The sequence below is a fragment of the Lactococcus sp. LG1267 genome (assembly GCF_017309545.1).
GTDB classification, from domain to species: Bacteria; Bacillota; Bacilli; order Lactobacillales; family Streptococcaceae; genus Lactococcus; species Lactococcus petauri.
Map to the genome: position 1 here is coordinate 738,720 of NZ_CP071295.1, position 18,027 is coordinate 756,746.

General features: G+C 38.5%; 21 protein-coding genes. 17 read left to right on the forward strand and 4 right to left on the reverse strand.

Going from position 1 to position 18,027, the window contains the following annotated elements:
• Positions 1–6: 6 nt before the first annotated feature.
• The 3 genes from J0J33_RS03700 to yycF are packed head-to-tail and all read right to left on the reverse strand — an operon-like array spanning position 7 to position 2,928.
• The gene (locus J0J33_RS03700; protein WP_165716504.1) at positions 7–819 is read right to left on the reverse strand and encodes an MBL fold metallo-hydrolase; all 813 of its coding nucleotides are present in this window, start codon (positions 817–819) and stop codon (positions 7–9) included.
• Entirely contained in the window at positions 816–2,234 is a 1,419-nt protein-coding gene (locus J0J33_RS03705) for an ATP-binding protein (protein WP_206888223.1), read from the reverse strand. The genes J0J33_RS03700 and J0J33_RS03705 overlap by 4 nt, the downstream gene beginning before the upstream one ends.
• Positions 2,227–2,928: a response regulator YycF gene (gene yycF, locus J0J33_RS03710; protein ID WP_003133894.1), complete on the reverse strand. Its 702-nt coding sequence runs from the start codon at positions 2,926–2,928 to the stop codon at positions 2,227–2,229. Before yycF ends, J0J33_RS03705 begins: the two co-directional genes overlap by 8 nt.
• A 210-nt stretch (positions 2,929–3,138) precedes the next feature.
• Here yycF and tmk point away from each other — a divergent pair, with 210 nt between their 5' ends.
• From tmk to J0J33_RS03740, 6 genes are all read left to right on the forward strand, one after another.
• A complete protein-coding gene (tmk, locus tag J0J33_RS03715) occupies positions 3,139–3,768 on the forward strand; it encodes a dTMP kinase (RefSeq protein ID WP_117516745.1) in 630 nt (209 codons plus the stop codon).
• A gap of 25 nt (positions 3,769–3,793) precedes the next feature.
• On the forward strand, positions 3,794–4,657 hold the full coding sequence (locus J0J33_RS03720) for a DNA polymerase III subunit delta' (protein WP_019293862.1): 864 nt from the start codon (positions 3,794–3,796) through the stop codon (positions 4,655–4,657).
• Between the two features lie 12 nt (positions 4,658–4,669).
• Positions 4,670–5,443 carry a regulatory iron-sulfur-containing complex subunit RicT gene (gene ricT, locus J0J33_RS03725; RefSeq protein ID WP_206921785.1) on the forward strand — a complete coding sequence of 258 codons (774 nt, stop codon included), beginning with the start codon at positions 4,670–4,672 and terminating at the stop codon, positions 5,441–5,443.
• Positions 5,444–5,467: 24 nt separating this feature from the next.
• Positions 5,468–5,809, forward strand: coding sequence for a DNA replication initiation control protein YabA (locus J0J33_RS03730; RefSeq protein ID WP_019293863.1), 342 nt, complete (start codon positions 5,468–5,470; stop codon positions 5,807–5,809).
• On the forward strand, positions 5,809–6,672 hold the full coding sequence (gene rsmI, locus J0J33_RS03735) for a 16S rRNA (cytidine(1402)-2'-O)-methyltransferase (RefSeq protein WP_206889138.1): 864 nt from the start codon (positions 5,809–5,811) through the stop codon (positions 6,670–6,672). Before J0J33_RS03730 ends, rsmI begins: the two co-directional genes overlap by 1 nt.
• A 129-nt stretch (positions 6,673–6,801) precedes the next feature.
• A complete protein-coding gene (locus tag J0J33_RS03740) occupies positions 6,802–7,644 on the forward strand; it encodes a transporter substrate-binding domain-containing protein (RefSeq protein ID WP_019291346.1) in 843 nt (280 codons plus the stop codon).
• 29 nt (positions 7,645–7,673) lie between these two features.
• Here J0J33_RS03740 and J0J33_RS03745 read toward each other — a convergent pair whose 3' ends face one another.
• Complete coding sequence (locus J0J33_RS03745) at positions 7,674–7,853, reverse strand: hypothetical protein (RefSeq protein WP_029343527.1); 180 nt, start codon at positions 7,851–7,853, stop codon at positions 7,674–7,676.
• Positions 7,854–8,017: 164 nt separating this feature from the next.
• Here J0J33_RS03745 and mvk point away from each other — a divergent pair, with 164 nt between their 5' ends.
• From mvk to J0J33_RS03800, 11 genes are all read left to right on the forward strand, one after another.
• Positions 8,018–8,950: a mevalonate kinase gene (mvk, locus tag J0J33_RS03750; RefSeq protein ID WP_165716508.1), complete on the forward strand. Its 933-nt coding sequence runs from the start codon at positions 8,018–8,020 to the stop codon at positions 8,948–8,950.
• Between the two features lie 152 nt (positions 8,951–9,102).
• Positions 9,103–9,516: a universal stress protein gene (locus J0J33_RS03755; RefSeq protein WP_061413748.1), complete on the forward strand. Its 414-nt coding sequence runs from the start codon at positions 9,103–9,105 to the stop codon at positions 9,514–9,516.
• Between the two features lie 182 nt (positions 9,517–9,698).
• Complete coding sequence (gene mvaD, locus J0J33_RS03760; protein ID WP_019293866.1) at positions 9,699–10,646, forward strand: diphosphomevalonate decarboxylase; 948 nt, start codon at positions 9,699–9,701, stop codon at positions 10,644–10,646.
• Positions 10,633–11,574 (forward strand): mevalonate kinase, encoded by a 942-nt coding sequence (locus tag J0J33_RS03765; protein WP_019291340.1) that lies wholly within the window; start codon positions 10,633–10,635, stop codon positions 11,572–11,574. Before mvaD ends, J0J33_RS03765 begins: the two co-directional genes overlap by 14 nt.
• On the forward strand, positions 11,567–12,622 hold the full coding sequence (gene fni, locus J0J33_RS03770; protein WP_019293867.1) for a type 2 isopentenyl-diphosphate Delta-isomerase: 1,056 nt from the start codon (positions 11,567–11,569) through the stop codon (positions 12,620–12,622). Before J0J33_RS03765 ends, fni begins: the two co-directional genes overlap by 8 nt.
• Positions 12,623–12,674: 52 nt before the next feature.
• Entirely contained in the window at positions 12,675–13,283 is a 609-nt protein-coding gene (locus tag J0J33_RS03775) for a superoxide dismutase (protein ID WP_017369434.1), read from the forward strand.
• A 119-nt stretch (positions 13,284–13,402) separates the two neighbouring features.
• On the forward strand, positions 13,403–14,743 hold the full coding sequence (locus tag J0J33_RS03780) for a DEAD/DEAH box helicase (protein ID WP_019291337.1): 1,341 nt from the start codon (positions 13,403–13,405) through the stop codon (positions 14,741–14,743).
• On the forward strand, positions 14,743–15,327 hold the full coding sequence (locus J0J33_RS03785; protein ID WP_019293868.1) for a YdcF family protein: 585 nt from the start codon (positions 14,743–14,745) through the stop codon (positions 15,325–15,327). Before J0J33_RS03780 ends, J0J33_RS03785 begins: the two co-directional genes overlap by 1 nt.
• 19 nt (positions 15,328–15,346) lie before the next feature.
• Entirely contained in the window at positions 15,347–16,087 is a 741-nt protein-coding gene (locus J0J33_RS03790) for a MurR/RpiR family transcriptional regulator (RefSeq protein ID WP_019291335.1), read from the forward strand.
• 214 nt (positions 16,088–16,301) lie between these two features.
• Complete coding sequence (locus J0J33_RS03795) at positions 16,302–16,628, forward strand: PTS sugar transporter subunit IIB (protein WP_019291334.1); 327 nt, start codon at positions 16,302–16,304, stop codon at positions 16,626–16,628.
• A gap of 24 nt (positions 16,629–16,652) precedes the next feature.
• Complete coding sequence (locus tag J0J33_RS03800) at positions 16,653–17,993, forward strand: PTS sugar transporter subunit IIC (protein ID WP_019291333.1); 1,341 nt, start codon at positions 16,653–16,655, stop codon at positions 17,991–17,993.
• Positions 17,994–18,027: the final 34 nt, after the last annotated feature.

Sequence of the window (18,027 nt, forward strand, 5' to 3'; positions counted from 1 at the left end):
TACTGTCTAAATATCATAGAGTTTACTTGCATGCTCATGGCTAGTGTCAATAATATGAACGTCACGTTTGGTATCAACATCATGTTGCGCCAGAAAACCGTCCATGGTCATATGTGCAAGCTCTTGAATATTGTTATTCAGGCTAAGGTGACCGAGGAAGATGCGTTTTGTTTTATTTCCTAAAACATTAAAAGCAGCTTCGGCACCATCTTCGTTAGATAAATGGCCTTGGTCGCTGAGAATACGTTGTTTTGTTTTCCAAGGGTAGCCCCCCATGCGGAGGATCTCAATATCGTGATTACTTTCCATAAGATAGCCGTCGGCATTTTCGATTGTACCACGCATACGGTCACTTACATAACCTGTATCTGTAAGTAATACGAAGGATTTATTATCTTTCATAAAACGATAAAATTGGGGCGCGATAGCATCATGACTCACCCCAAAACTTTCGACATCGATATCGCCAAAAGTTTTAGTTTTGCCCATTTCAAAGATATGTTTTTGCTCACTCGCAATTTTTCCTAGTGAGTTTTTACTTTCCAGTTCTTGCCAGGTTAATTCATTGGCGTAAAGCTGAATACCGTGTTTTCGGGCAAGAACACCAATTCCTTTGATATGGTCGCTATGCTCATGAGTAATCAGGAGTGCATCGACATCTTTGATGTCTCGGTCAATCTCTCCTAATAAACTCTCGACTTTTTTTCCAGATAATCCAGCATCTACCAGAATTTTCTTTTCAGGTGTTTCCAAGTAAAAAGAATTTCCAGTACTTCCTGATGCTAAAATTGAATATTTAAATGCTGATTCAGTGCTCATTCAGCAAAATCCTCCCAGTCGTTATTTTCTTGATTAATTTCATCACTGTAAGGGAAAGACAGGGTGAAAGTTGAACCAGTTTTACCATCAGAAGTGACTACTATATCACCTTTGTGGAGTTTCATAATATCATAGGCAATAGATAAGCCTAAGCCTGTACCACCGATTTGGCTATTTCTTGAAGCATTATCGACACGATAAAAACGGTCAAAAACTTTGGCTAAAGCAGGTTTTGGGATTCCCATACCTTGGTCGGCAATAGAAGTAAATGCTTTGTTGCTTTCACACCAGACGCTTACGGTAATTGTTCCGCCTTTTGGAGAATACTTAAAGGCATTATTGATGATATTGTCAATAACCTGCGAAAGCTTATCGGTATCGATTTCAAGCCAAATCTCTTGTTGAGATATTTGACGAATAATTTTAAAGTTATTGTAATTTTTTTCGATAATTTGATCAAAACGATCCAGGATATAGTTGATAAAATCGACATAGTTGATAATTTCAGTATGAAGTTTAACTTTATCTTGGTCCATACGAGAGAGTTCTAAAAGCTCCCCGATCATCCGAATCATTCGATCTGTTTCGTTAAGGGAAACATCCACGAAGTGACTAGCAACCTCGGGATCAGCTAGGGCCCCATCATTGAGCGCTTCTAAGTAAGCTTTGACAGAAGTCAAAGGGGTGCGCAACTCATGCGAGACATTGGACACAAAAAGTCGGCGATCTCTTTCTGTTTTTTCTTGTTCCGTTGTATCGTGAAGAACAGCAATAATCCCAGAAATGTACCCTGATTCGCTACGGAAGAGCATAAAGTTTACGCGGAGGATAACAGCTGCCCCTTCACAATTGATGGCATTGAGTGTGAGTTCGGGCTCTTTTTGTAGTAAATCATGAAAAGAATATTTGTCGGAGATATTTAGAATATCAATCAAATCTTTACCAATGATTAACTCGTTTGACTGATCAAGAAGAGTCAGTGCTGCGTGATTAGCAAGATTAATCTTACCATGCCTATCTGTAGTGATGACACCATCGGCAAGGTAGGTTAAAATACTCTCCAGTTGGTTGCGCTGATTCTCTAAATGTTCTTGCCGATCTTCGATTTCATGTCCAAGTAATAACAATTTATTGTAAGCTACTGAGAGCTCATTATTTTCTTTAGAAATTTGGCGATTTTCATAGTTATCATGCAAAAAATCATCCACTTGATGAGATATTTTATTTGCCGTTTGAGCCAAGCGACTGAGATACCAAATAAGAAGACTTAAGGTGACCAGATAAAAGATGAAAAACTGTAAGAGTGCAGTAGTGTGTGTGAGGAAGTATGGACTATTTACTATCTCAAAAATGCCAAAAAGAAGTAGATGAATCACTACTCCTTTAAGTACTATTGAATTAAAAAATTTATTCATGAGGTTCGCTCATATAGTATCCAACGCCACGACGTGTAGATACGTATTGAGGGCGGCTTGGAGTATCTTCAACTTTTTCGCGAAGGCGACGAACAGTTACGTCAACAGTACGAACATCACCGAAGTAATCGTAGCCCCAAACAGTTTCAAGCAAAGTTTCACGTGTGATAACTTCACCGAGATGTTGTGCAAGATAATAGAGTAATTCAAATTCGCGGTGTGTCAAGTCAAGCTGTGTTTCATTTTTATATGCGGCATAATGTGTTGGGTTGATACGTAAGTTACCAATTACCAATTCTTTTTTAGAATCTTTTGGTTGTTCAACAGGAACGTTTGTCATGCGGCGTAGGTTTGATTTAATACGAGCAAGTAGTTCACGGTTTGAAAATGGTTTTGTGATGTAATCATCTGCACCAAGTTCAAGGCCGATAACTTTATCAAACTCTGTATCTTTAGCAGAAACCATCAAAATAGGGACTTCAGAAGTTTTACGGATTTGACGTGTAACTTCAAGGCCATCAATTTTTGGAAGCATCAAATCAAGATAGATAAGATCGGGTTTTTCTGATTCAAAGAGTTCAAGAGCTTCTTCACCATCAAAAGCAGTGACTACTTCATACCCTTCTTTGACGAGATTAAATTTTACAATATCTGAAATTGGTTTTTCGTCGTCAACAACAAGAATTTTTTTCATGATAATCCTTTCGCTTAGATGTATATAATATTAATTGCTTTTCTCATTATACAATTATTACAGTAGTATAGCAAGGTAAAGCCTTCCATAATATAGAATTTTTACAAAAGTGAAATCATTTGTAAAATAAGAAACTTATATAGTAAACAATATTTATAAAAGAACATTTTTCCCATATTTTTTCTTTTTATTTTTGCTATAATATAAGATATGAATGGAATATTAATTAGTTTGGAAGGGCCAGATGGGGCCGGTAAAACAACCGTTTTACAAAATATTCTTCCCGAACTAGAAAAATCGTCTTATAAAGTCCTTCCGACACGTGAACCTGGAGGTGTACGTGTGGCAGAAGAGATTCGAAATATAATTTTAAGTACAGAAAATACAGAAATTGACAGTAAGACAGAGCTGATGCTGTTTGCTGCGGCACGTCGCCTACACATGCAAACCAAAATGCTTCCAGCGCTGGCTGCAGGCAAAATGGTAATTGTTGACCGTTTTATTGATTCATCGGTTGCTTATCAAGGTTACGGACGTGAACTTGGTGTTGAACCTGTAAACTGGCTTAATGAATTTGCAACAGATGGTCTTAAACCGGATTTGACATTATATTTCGATATTGATACAGATGTTGCACTTGAACGAATTATGAAAAATAGAGCAGATGAAGTTAATAGACTTGATCTCGAACGTGCTGAGATGCATCGTAAAGTCAGACAAGGTTACTTAGAAATTGTTAAGAATGAGCCTGAGCGCTTTGTCACGATTGATGCCAGTCAAGAACTTGACAAAGTTGTTGCAGACACGTTAACAGTCATCAAAAAGAAATTTTGTTTGTAATAAAATTTCAAACTAAGGAGTTTTCATGAAAATTGCAGATATTCAACCAGCACTTTTTGAACGCTTTAAGCATATTTTACGTGTGAATAAACTGAGCCATGCTTATCTCTTTAGTGGGGGATTTGGTAGTTTGGATATGGCTATTTGGCTAAGTCAGGCTATTTTTTGTGAAAATTTACAGGACAATTTACCTTGTGAGAACTGTCGTCACTGTCGTTTAGTTGCTAGGGATGAATTTAGCGATTTACACATTATTCGTCCGGAAGGTCAAACTATAAAAACAGGACAAATTCGGGATTTGTCGGAAGTTTTTAGTCAGTCAGGATTTGAAGGCGCTCAGAAAGTGGTCATTATCACTGAAGCTGAAAAAATGCACAGCAACGCGGCAAATGCTTTACTTAAGTCCATTGAAGAACCTGATAATGCAACACATGTTTTTTTGATCACAGAAAATGATAATCTCATGTTACCCACCATTAAATCGCGTACACAAGTTTTTAGTTTCCCCAAAAATAGTGCCTACATGCAAGAAACGTTGGAACAAAATGGTGTCTTAAAAACACAGGCAGAATTACTGAGTCGGGTTTGTAACTCGGTAGAAGAAGCCCAGGATTTAAGTGGAGCCACTTGGTTTAATGATACATTGAAGAAACTCCAACAATTGCTGAAATTAGTTAAGACGGATCGACGGGAAGCATTTCTTTATCTAACAAATGTTGCAGAAAATATTGAGGATAAGGAGAAACAAACTTTAGTATTTTCTCTGCTCTTGGAGCTTTTTAATCAAGAAAAGATGTCCAAATGGGTTCAAAAAACCTTTCAAGCAGAAAAAATGTGGAAAAGTAATGTGCGCTTTGGATCTTGTTTGGAATATATAGTGCTGAAATAGGAAGAAGATAATATGATTTACGAAGTAGAGTTTACACATGGAGAACAAAATACCTTTGTAAGTGGTCATGAAACATTTGCACCAAGAACGCAAGTCATTATTCAAAACGAAAAAGGCAAGACTTATGGTCGAGTAATGAAGCAACTCCCACAAGATAAAAATGTTGATACATCCGGAGAAATTGTTCGTGCAGCAACAGAAGCAGATGAAGAGTTGATTTATACGACAGAGCAGCTCTCGCAACAAGCCTGCACGAAGATTCGCCAAATTGTTGCAGATTGTGGGATTGACATGAAGGTTACAAATGCAGCTTATAATTTAAACCAAAGTCAGCTTTTTGTGTCCTTTACATCGGAAAATAGAGTGGATTTTCGAGCTTTACTTAAAGAATTAGCTGCGACTTTTTGTACGCGAATTGAGCTTCGTCAGATTGGAGCGCGTGATGCAGCAAAAATGTATGGCGGTGTTGGTCCTTGTGGACGACCGCTTTGTTGTTCGGAGTTTATTTACGAATTTCCGAATGTCTCTATTAAGATGGCAAAAAATCAGTCGCTCTCTTTAAAACAAAGCAAACTGAATGGTCTTTGTGGTCGTTTAATGTGCTGTTTATCTTATGAAGATGAGTTTTATAGGGAAGCACGTAAAAATTTTCCTGATTTTGGTGAACATATTACGACTGCAGATGGTGAGGGGAAAGTTATTGGACTTAACATTTTGAATAACAAAATTAAGCTTCGCTTAGAGCATACAATAAAAGAGTTTGATATTTCAGAGGTAAATCTTTAAGAAGAATTGACATAGAGGTAAGTTATGGGGGAAATAATGATCGATAAAAATGAGATTTATGTGCAACTGGGGCTGTTGGAGGAAAGTTTGGCTTATACACTGGGCCAAATTTCAACGGTGCGTGATGCACTGGATGAATCCTTAAAAGAAAATGCAACGATTCGCATGGAAAATGAAAAATTACGCGAACGTTTGGCGCATATTGAGAAAAAAGAAGAAAAAGCTAGCTCAAAGTCAAAAGATGAACCTAATCCAAATCTGATTCAAATTTTTAATGAAGGCTTTCATGTGTGTCATTTACATTATGCAGAGCGTTTGCAAGATGGTGAAAATTGCTTGGACTGCTTGGAGCTTTTGTACAGATGATGAATATACAACGAAGCTTTAAAGGTGAAAAAAGCGCAGGTAAGCTTTACTTAGTGCCAACACCTATCGGCAACATGCAGGATATGACACTACGTGCTTTGGAAACCCTAAGAACCGTGGATTTGGTAGCAAGTGAAGATACACGCAACACTCAAAAATTACTTAATCATTTTGAAATCAAGGTGGCTCAAGAGTCTTTTCATGAGCATAACTCCTTTGATAAAATTCCGAAGCTTTTAGATTTTCTTATGGCAGGAAAATCGTTAGCACAAGTCTCAGATGCAGGTATGCCTTCAATTTCTGATCCAGGTCATGATTTAGTTGTGGAAGCCATTAAGCGAAATATCGATGTAGTAGCCTTACCAGGCGCTTCAGCTGGAATAACAGGTCTTATCGCTTCTGGATTAGTCCCTCAGCCTCATATTTTTTACGGCTTTTTACCTCGTAAAAAAGGTGAACAGAAGAAGTTTTTGGAAACTAAAATGACCTATCCTGAAACGCAGATTTTTTATGAGTCTCCTTATCGTGTAGCAGAAACTTTAGAAAATATGGCTCAGATCTATGGGAATCGAGACGTTACCTTAATACGCGAATTAACCAAAATTTATGAAGAATATCGTCGAGGTAAAATTTCAGAAGTTTTACTTTCTTTAAAAGAGCAACCGATTAAGGGAGAATGTTTAATTATCGTTGCTGGCTTCAATGGAGAAGTTGAGGATAATTCAGAGGATGAGACTACAGCATTAGAAGCTGTTCAACTTCTGGTTGCATCGGGAATAAAACCTAACGTAGCCATCAAGCAAGTGGCGAAAGAGCGTGAGCTGGTGCGGCAGGATCTTTATGCACAGTATCATGATTTATAAAATAGAAAGAGCAACTTTAGGTTGTTTTTTTATTTTATCAATGTAGCACTTATTTATAAGCGTAGATAAATGGAAATTGTTTAGTTTATGTTAAAATCAAAACGTAAGTAAAAAGGAAGTGGAGCTATAATGAAAAGAAATAAAGTTATAACCTTATTGGCTTTGAGTGCAGCTGGTGTTACTCTACTAGCAGCGTGCTCGAATTCGAATAAAAGTACAACCGCCGGTCAAGAAAAAACGACCACAGTCAATGTGGCAATCTCTGGATCATCAAATCCTTACGAGTATACGAAGGATGGGCAGCTGACAGGTTATGAATATGATATTCTCAAAAAAGCAGATGAAAATTTGCCTCAATATAAATTTGACTTTAAAACATACGATGACAGTGCTATTCTTGCAGCTCTAGATGCAGGACGTGCAGATATCGGTGTGAATATTTATGGTAAAACAAAGGCGCGTGAGGAAAAGTATCTCTTTAGTTTCCCCACAACGCAAGGCATTAATGCGATTTTCTCTAATGATAAAGATAAAATCACAACCATTGAAGGGCTTGTAGGGAAGAAAACCGAGATTCCAACAGGGACCAACTATGGTGACATTATGGATCAGTGGAATAGTGCACATCCTGATAAAAAAATTACCGTAGATTATTCAAAACGCGGGTTGGCAGAACGTTTACAAGCTCTTTCTGATGGACAAATGGACTTTATCTTTGCTTCAAAATCTGCTGCGGAAAATCTTGTTAAAGAACATGCTGTAACAGGTGTATCTGATACAGTACCTACAGATCTTGAAAAATATCCTGAATTCAAGACCTATACTTACTATATCCTTGACAATAGTCAAACCCAACTTCAAAAAGATCTTAACCAAGAGATTAAAAAAATGGCTGAAGATGGATATTTGAAAGAACTTTCTCAAAAATATTTTGGGGGAGATCAGGTACCCGGAATGGAGCAATACAAATAAAAAGTGCTAGAAGCACTTTTTATTTGTATTTAACAATGTCCATCAACATTTTCATTAACCCAATGTTGCTCTTGTTCATCAAAGATTCTTAGATGAGGATTTTCATGGATAAAATCAAGTATCACTTTTCTGCTTAACCCACTATATTTAACTGCAGCATCGACAGTGACAATATCCATTTTTTCAATTGCTTTGCGTAAATTGTCCATGTTTTTATTATAACTTTTTTGACACAATACCAGAAGAGAAAGGACAGATTTATCCTATTTATCTAGATATTATGGGCAAAAAAAGAATTGCTACTTGATTTTCACTCTCAAATTTTATAAAATTGTCAAGTACCTTTGCGTACTTTAATGGAGAATTTATAGTTATGACTACAAATAAAATGGGCACAGGAACCGCTCATTCCAAATTAATTTTGATTGGAGAGCATTCGGTTGTTTATGGGCAGCCTGCAATTGCGTTACCTGTTACTATTCTGAAGACAACCGTTACAATTTCTTCTATCAAATACGGACAATATATTGAAAATAATGAATCACGGCGCAGATTGGATGTGTTAGGAGACGAATTTGAGGGGGTACGCCAACTCATCCTACGTCTTTTAGAAAAATTCCATTCCGTAAAACTTCCATTTTCTCTGGAAATTGATTCGAATATTCCTTTGGGACGGGGATTGGGAGCATCAGCAGCTCTAGCAACAGCAATCACACGTGCCTTTTATGATTTTTTTGATGCAGAGCTAACAGATGAAATGCTCTTATCTTTTGCTAACTTCTCGGAGAATATTACACATGGCCGCTCATCAGGAATTGATGTCGCAACCGTTAATTCGGAGTTACCGCTTTGGTTTATTAAAGGTCAAACTGCCGAATCTTTTGATCTCAATCTATCGGGTTACCTGGTTATTGGAGATTCAGGTGTACACGGCTTTACTAGTCAAGCGATTAGCATAGTCAGGGAAAAATTATCAGAGAATAAGGCCAAGGCACAAGGCCATATTGAAAAGTTAGGTCAACTCTCAAAAGCTTCAAAAGATTTTCTCATGACAAATAAATTAAAAGATTTGGGGCAAGTGATGAACCAAGCGCATGAAAATCTTTCTTCACTTGGAGTTTCACACCCACGCTTAGATACCTTAGTGGACACAGCGCTGAGAAATGGTGCTCTGGGAGCCAAGCTTACAGGCTCAGGTCTAGGTGGGGTAATGGTCGCTCTAGCAGCTAATGAAAAAGATGCGATTCGCATTAGTCAAAAGCTTTTGAAAAATGGCGCCAAGAATACCTGGATTTACTCTGTTTAAAAATGAAGTATAAGGAAACCTTAAGTGTATAAGCCACTTAAGGTTTTTTGTTTTACGAAGTCATCTTTGACTGCTTATTTTTAATGCATGCTGCTTTTATTTATTATTAGAAAGCATTATAATATAGGCAAAGCAAGGAAGGAGAAATCTTGATGAATTACAAAAATATTTTGGTTCCCATTGATGGTTCAGACAACTCTTACAAAGCACTCCAAGAGGCAATGGAAATCGCACGTTTAAACGATGTAGAACTCTCGGTCCTAACGGTCCAAGATGACGGAAAATTATATGGGCATGCCCTGCCGATTCTTAAGCACAATTATACAAAAGCTTCCGAGATGATCTTGCAAGAAGCAGTAACTATTGTAAAAGACAATGTCAAAGTTCAAACCTTTGTGGTAGTAGGTATTCCTAAGAAGCAAATTGTTGAATTTGCAACGGAGCAGAAGTGTGATCTCATCGTGATGGGAGCCACAGGTTCTAATTACTTTGAGCGTATGACTTTGGGTTCTACAACAGCCTATGTTGTAAACCATGCACCTTGCAATGTTACCGTTGTGAAGTAAGTAGTGTATGGAGCTTCTCTTTTCTTCTTTCAGGAAATATGTATAAAAGTAACCACCTTTTCAGGTGGTTTTTTGTGAGACCTTAACGATATGGAGGAATAAATTTCAAAAACGACAAATGGCTAAATTACGCCACCTTTGTTATAATAGGAGAGATTAATCGACAAGAGGAAAAAATATAAATGAATGAATTTACTGTTAGAGCACATACGAATATTGCCTTGATTAAATATTGGGGGAAGGCGGATGTGGCGCTGAATATTCCTACGACAAGCTCCTTATCAATGACTTTGGATCAATTTTATACAACGACATCTGTTGCTTTTACTGACCAGGATCAACTGATTTTAAATGGGGTGAACACCGATACTACTCGTGTGCATCAATTTTTAGAAATGCTTCGTGCAAAGCATGGTTCTTTTCCAGGTGTTTTAGTCACTTCTGAAAATCATGTGCCAACTGCTGCCGGACTGGCTTCCTCAGCCTCAAGCTTTGCCGCATTGACAGGTGCCATGTTTGGACTCCTCGAATTACCAGCCGATTTGACAGAAATGTCAAGAATTGCACGGCGTGGCTCTGGTTCAGCTTCGCGTTCAGTCTTTGGTAACTTTGCTGTTTGGAACAAGGGTGAAGACGACGTTTCCTCTTATGCTGAGAGCTTTTATGATGAGGATATCCACTTGTCCATGATTGTTGCTGAAATATCAAGTGCCCAAAAGAAAATGTCTTCAACACGGGGGATGCAACTTGCTCAAACTGCTCCGACCTACAGCGCTTGGGTAGAAAAGTCAGCACGTCAGCTTGAAGAAATGAAAAGTGCGATTCGTCAGGCAGATATTGAAAAGATTGGTTTACTCGCAGAAAATAATGCTTTGGGTATGCATGAACAGAATCGCCTCTGTGTGGAACCTTTTGATTACTTTACTGAAGATACTCAACGGATTATTGCCTTTACGCAAGAATGCTATAAAGCAGGACTCTTGGCTTTTGTTACCATCGATGCTGGGCCAAACGTTAAAATTATTACAGACAGAGCGACAGAGAAAGTACTTCTAACAAAACTACGGGAAAATTTTCCAAATATTAATTTTGATATTGCACATGCGGGGGGCGGACTTGAGTACTTATAAAATAGATGTTCCTGCAAAACTTTTTATTGCAGGAGAATATGCGGTTACTCGTCTAGGAGGTTTAGCTCTGGTAACGAGTCTTGAGAGTGATTTCCAAGTGGTTATTTCAGAAGTAGAGGGCCACAGTCTTTTAGAAACGAATGTGGCAATGCCTGCTCATGCCTTCTCAGTAAAGGAAATTAAACCTGAGCAGAGCGGGCCTTGGAATTTTGTCATGACGGCTATCAAGTATATGAGTAAAGAAGTGGAATTGACCCGGGAATTTCACTTGGAAATCAAGAGTGGACTGGGTTTTGGCGAAAACAAGAAGGGTTATGGCTCATCAGCTTGTGTCGTTGTCGGCGTTGTGAATGCACTCAATCTTTTTTTTCAGCTCAATCTTCCCTTGAAAAAACGCTTTGAAATTGCGGCCCAAGCACATTATGATGTGCAAGGGAGCGGTTCTCGTGGCGATGTTGCTGCAATTATGTATGGTGGCAGTATTTTCTATGAAAATCATCAGCGAGTCCTTCCGCTAACGATTCCTTGGCAGCCTTATGTTGTCCAAACTGCTCAATCTGCGAAGACAGTAGAAAAATTGAAACATCAACTTTCTGAGGCATTTTATGTTAAAAGTGATGAACTTGTTATTGAAATAAGTACAGCTATTGATATGCAGGATTTCGCTCTTTTTAAAGAGAAACTCCTCGAAAATCAACTTTTACTTATTGAGCACCAAGCAAAAGGCTATATGACTGATCAACTGGCTTTAGCTCTGAATATTGTGAATAGCCAACCCGAATTTGCTGGAAAGATTTCAGGTGCGGGGTTTGGTGAAAATATTATTCTTTTTGCAGAGCGTGAAGACAAGATAGTCGAGTTAAGGAGCGCTCTTGAAGCAGAAGGAATGAAGCTTGAGAAAATAAGAATAGGAAAACAAAATGAGTAAAGAAATCCACGGACATCGGAAGGATGAACACTTATCACTTGGCTTAAAGTACTGGCGCGAAGGCCGAAATCGCTCAGAGTTTTCTGCTGCATTACGGGTTGTTCCCAATGGCTTGCCAGAAATTTCTACACAAGAAGTTGACTTATCGGTTACTCTTTTGGAACATAAGTTTGATTTTCCTTTTTACATAGAAGCGATGACTGGGGGATCTAAAAAAGGTGATAAGGTTAATTTAGAGTTAGCGGAGATTGCGGCCCACCATCATATAGCAATGGCCGTCGGCTCGCAGTCGATTGCTTTGAAATATCCCGAATTGGCGGAAGGTTTCCGTCAAGTGCGTCAACATAATCCAAAGGGTTTCATTTTTGCAAATATGGGAGCAGGTCACTCTTTAGAAAATGCACAAAAGGCTGTCGAAATGCTCTCTGCTGATGCTTTAGAAATTCATATTAATACCGGACAAGAGTTGGTCATGAAGGATAGTGAAGGGGATCGTTCTTTTTACTGGCTTGAAAATATTAATCGTATCGCTGAAAATTTAGATGTTCCTGTTGTAGTCAAAGAAGTCGGCTTTGGTATGAGTCAAAAAATGTTTAAACAGCTTAGCCAAACAGCCATCGCTGGCATTAATGTTGGCGGTAAAGGTGGCACAAATTTTGCATGGATTGAGAGTGGACGGGGGCACAGCACCTTAAACTTAAATGATTATGGCTTTACAGGACCCGAGAGCCTCATTGAAGCTCAATTGGCGCAAAATACTAAACCTCTGATTGCTACGGGAGGTATTGCATCAGCTACAGATATCTTGCATGCTCAACTTTTGGGTGCGCCTTTAGCCAGCTCGGCGGGGCATGTTTTATCCATCCTACATACCCAAGGACCTCAAGCCTTGGATGAAATGTTTAGCCACTGGAAAGATGATTTAACAAAGCTCTATACTTTGGTTGGTGCACGGGAGTATGATGATTTAACAGGGGTTGAATTTATCTATGACCGAGATTTGAAGTATTTTCGTGAAGAACGAAAAGATAAGCAGATAATTTTGTAAACGGTTCTTATTTCTTTATAATAATAGTATATTAAAATTTAAGGAGAATACTATGGCTTATACACTTCCAGAATTACCTTATGCATACGACGCTTTGGAACCTTTCTTTGATGAAGAAACAATGCATTTGCACCATGATAAACATCACCAAACCTATGTAAATAATCTTAATGCAGCGATTGAAAAACACCCAGAATTCTTTGATAAAACTGTTGAAGAATTAGTGGCTTATTTGGACCGTTTGCCAGAAGATATCCGCGTTGCGGTACGTAACAACGGTGGCGGACATTTGAACCACACAATGTTCTGGGAATGGCTTGCTCCAAACGCAGGTGGTGCACCAACAGGTGACATCGCTGCAGCCATCGATGAAGCTTTTGGTTCATTTGACGACTTCAAAGCTGAGTTTAAAGCAGCTGCTACAGGACGTTTTGGTTCAGGTTGGGCTTGGTTAGTTCTCGATTACGGTAAACTTAAAGTTGTTTCTACAGCCAACCAAGATAACCCAATTTCTGATGGACAAATTCCAGTACTTGGTCTTGACGTTTGGGAACATGCTTATTATTTGAAATATCGCAATGTTCGTCCAGATTACATCGAAGCTTTCTTTAGCTTGATTAACTGGGATAAAGTAAACGAACTTTACGCTAAAGCTAAATAACATAAAAAAAGAGCACCTTGGAGGTGCTTTTTTTGCTTTTCTGCTTTTTTCAATAAGAATTGGAATTAAAAAGGCGAACCCTGTTTTATAAATGCACTATTCATGCTATAATAGGAGCTATGAAATTTACAGAATTTAACTTTAAGAATTATATCAATGAAACGCTTGAGGCAATCAAGTTCGTTTCGCCAACCCCCGTTCAGGAAAAACTGATTCCTGTCGTATTATCAGGCCGTGATTTGGTAGGGGAATCAAAAACAGGTTCAGGAAAGACACATACTTTCTTGCTCCCTATTTTCCAACAATTGAACACAGAGCTTGATGAAGTCCAAGCCGTAATCACTGCACCATCTCGTGAGCTTGCCACACAGATTTATCATGCAGCTCAAGAATTTGTTAAATTTAATGATGCAATCCGCGTGGTCAACTATGTGGGTGGAACAGATAAAGCGCGTCAAATTAAGAAACTTGAGTCTTCACAACCTCATATCGTGATTGGGACACCAGGGCGTATCCAAGATTTACTTAAATCGGGAGCTTTGATTATTCATACGGCATCCATTTTTGTTGTAGATGAAGCGGACATGACTTTGGATATGGGCTTCTTGACAGATGTGGATAAAATTGCAGCCAGCTTTGGTAAAAAAGTACAGATGTTGGTCTTCTCTGCAACTATTCCACAAAAGTTACAGCCTTTCCTTAAAAAATATTTGAATAATCCTGTCATGGAAAAAATTGCGAATAAGACTGTGATTTCAGACACGATTGAAAACTGGCTGATCTCAACTAAAGGCGCATCACATAACCAAATTTTACTGCAACTTTCGAAGGCAACCAATCCTTATATGGCAATGATTTTTGCCAATACAAAGGGACGCGTTGATGATATTCATCATTTCTTAGTCAACAATGGTGTCAAAGCAGCGAAAATTCATGGTGATATCCCACCACGTGAACGGAAACGTATCATGGCAAGCATCAAGAACTTAGATTATCAGTTTGTTGTAGCAACGGATATTGCAGCACGTGGGATTGATATCGAAGGTGTAAGTCATGTTATCAATGATGAACTTCCTCGTGATCTTTCCTTCTTTGTACACCGTGTAGGACGCTCAGGACGTAATGGTTTGTCGGGAACGGCGATTACACTTTACAGTCCTTCTGATGATTCAGCCATTCGTGAAATTGAAAAAATGGGTGTAACATTCCAACCTAAAGCTGTGAAAAATGGTGAGATTGTTGATTCTTATGATCGTGATCGCCGTGAAAAACGTACAGCCAAGACTGGAGAGTTGTCTAACAAAATGCGTGGTCAGTTGGCTAAGAGTAAGAAAAAAGTCAAACCAGGCTATAAACGTGCCTTGAAATGGGCGATTGAAGAAGAAAATACGAAAAAACGTCGTGCAGAGCACAATAAAAATGCACGTAAGCAACGTGAAGCCCGCAAACAAAAATTCTAATGAAAAAATTCTTTCGAGTTTTAGGGTTAATCTTTGCTTTGGGAACGGCCTATGGCCTTTTCTGTTTCTTTTTGATACGGAGTGATGTCGCTCATCAAGGAGATACAGCACAAGATTTTAAGACGATACTAGTTTTAGGCAGTAAGATTGAGCCAGATGGTCAGCCTGCATCTACTACGAAGAGCCGTCTTGATACTGCTTTAACACTTGCTAAGAGCAATCCTCAAGCTAGAGTTATTGTCACAGGTTATCGAAGTTCCGCTTCTCCTGTATCTGAAGCTGAGGGAATGGCCACATACCTCAAAGCACATGGTTTAAACTCTAGCCGAATCATTGAAGAAAAGAAAGCGCGAAATACTGTCGAGAATTTCGCGCTTTCTCAAAAGTATGTGCAAGGGAAGACACTACTTGTGACGAGCGACTTTCATCTTTATCGTAGCCTTTATTTGGCTTCCAAATTAGGCTATAAAAATGTGCAAGGTTATGCAGCGGAAAGTAAAACCCCTGCTTGGCAGACTATGAGCAATTACGCTAGAGAGTGTTTAGCTCTGGGTTACTATTTGATCAAATATACACTATTTTAAGCTAGATAAAGGAGTTTTTATGTTTCAACCTGAACAAATAAGCAAGCTTAATGAGCTCGAAACCTTGGTCCTTGATTTTATCATCAAATCTCCAGATAAGGTTCAAAAAGCAACGATTCGTAGCTTAGCTAGCCAGCTTCATGTTTCTACTACAACAATCGTAAGAATGAGTACAAAGTTGGGCTTTAATGGTTGGGCAGAATTAAAATTTTTTCTAAAAAATCAAAGCAAACCTAAAACGGCGGAAGAGCAGCATTATGACAATATGCTAGAATTTGATATGTTTTTACGCCGTATGAATTCTGAAAGTTATCAAAAGCGACTGACCGAAGCTGCCAAGATGATTGCTAAAGCAGATTATACCGTTTTTATGGGAATTGGTAACTCAGGTTCTTTAGCTGATTATGCATGTAAGTACTTTGTGAATGCAGGTTTACGTGCCTTTGTTATTAATGATCCTTTTCAAGCTATCCAAATCAATGGCACAGGTAATGTCATTGCATTGATTTTATCGGCCTCAGGAGAAACGATTCAAATCATTAATAAGGAGTTGGAATTCAAACAAGAAGGTGCACAAATTATTTCATTGACAAATAATGAAGACAGTACAGTTGGCCGGCTGGCTGACTTGCAACTCTTTTACAATCTCACGCCGGAATGGTCTAAACTTTATCCGCTAGGAAATTTAACGACACAACTTCCTGTTGTTGCAGTTCTTGAAGTTCTGGCTCATAAAACGCTCCATTTTTTAGAGGAATAGTGCTCAATTTGTTCCAAAATGTGAAACATGTTTTAAAAAACTTGCAGTTTTTGCAAGTTTTTTTGTATTTATTGCAAAAATTTAAGCCACAAATCCTTAATTTAAGCCATTTTCTATTTGTTTCAATACAGGAAAGGTATTTCATATTATTGTTTGAAAGCCTTTTCAGAAAACGCTATAATATTCTTGAGCTCAAAAGAATAAGGAGAAAAAAATGGCAGAAAAGGTTATTGCACTGGCATGTGCAGCAGGTATGTCAACATCATTGCTGGTAACGAAGATGCAACAAGCAGCAAAAGAAGCTGGAAAAGATTATGAAATTTTTGCTAAGTCAGTAGCAGAGATTGATAACATGTTAGCAGGGTCTGGTTCGAACAAACCAGATGTGCTTTTATTAGGTCCTCAAGTTTCTTATATGAAAGCAGAAGTCACTAAGAAAGCGAATGCCGCAGGAGTTCCTTGTGATGTGATTAAGATGCAAGACTATGGTATGATGAATGGCAAAAATGTAGTGGCAGCTGCAGATGCCCTAATGAATTAAAAATAAAATTTTTGGAGTAAAAATATGAATAAATTTATCAACGAGAAATTAATGCCTCCGATGATGAAATTTTTGAACACAAAAGCCGTTACAGCAATTAAAAACGGTATGTTGTATCCAATACCTTTCATTATTATTGGAGCAATCTTCCTCATCTTAGCAAACTTCCCTCAACAAAATGTTGCGGACTGGATTGCACAAATTGGTTGGGCCCCTATTTTTAATCAAGCCTATGCTGCTTCATTTGGTATTATGGCCCTCTTTGCAGCTTTTGGTATTGCTTATTCTTGGGTGAAGAGCGAAGGCTATGAAGGCGCCTCTGCTGGTTTGACTTCTATTATTGTCATGGTTATGCTTCAACCAAGCACTATTTCAACAGTGACTAAAATTGCTGATGGTTCTGCTGTCGTGGGAGAGTATCAAGTAAGTGGTGTTATCGATGCAGCTTGGCTTGGTGGGAAAGGAATGATCCTCGCTATGCTTGCTGGTTTATTGGTCGGTTGGTCTTACTCATGGTTCATGAAAAAAGATATCCGTATCAAACTTCCTGAACAAGTGCCTGCAAATGTATCAGATTCCTTTGGTGCTCTTGTGCCAGCTTTCGTTATTACTTTTGTAGCAATGCTTATCTATGCTCTATCTGTATTGACAACGGATCAAACACCGATTGAATGGATTTATACTTTAATTCAAACACCTTTGCAACATGCTACAGACGGACCACTTGGTGTCTTCTTAATTGCATTCTTACCTGTATTTATCTGGTGGTTTGGGGTGCATGGTGCCACAGTTATTGGCGGTATCATGACTCCATTGCTCTTGGCTAACAATGCCGATAATCTCAAATTGTTCCAAGAGGGTAACTTATCACTTGATCATGGGGCACATATTGTTACGCAAGCCTTTATGGATCAGTTTATTACGGTTACAGGTTCAGGAATGACTTTCGGTTTCGTTATCTTTATGATTTATCGTGCGCGTTCTGTTCAAATGAAAACTATTGGTAAATTAACATTGGCACCCGCCTTCTTCAATATCAACGAGCCTGTACTCTTTGGTATGCCGATTGTTTTAAACCCAATCTTGGCTTTCCCATTCTTGATTGCCCCTCTCGTTTCAGGATTTGGAACTTATGCAGCTATTGCGCTGGGAATTATCCCACCGTTTAATGGTATCTTCGTCCCATGGACAACACCGCCAATCCTTTCAGGTTTGATTGTCGGAGGTTGGCAAGGTGCAGCATGGCAAGCCTTGATGATTTTTGTGACAGGTGCCATATACTGGCCATTTGCTAAAAAATATGATGCGATTCTTGTACAACAAGAAAAAGAAGCATATGAAGCAGAGCAAGCTGAACAAGCATAATAGTGAGATGAGATTAAGCATTGACTTAATCTCT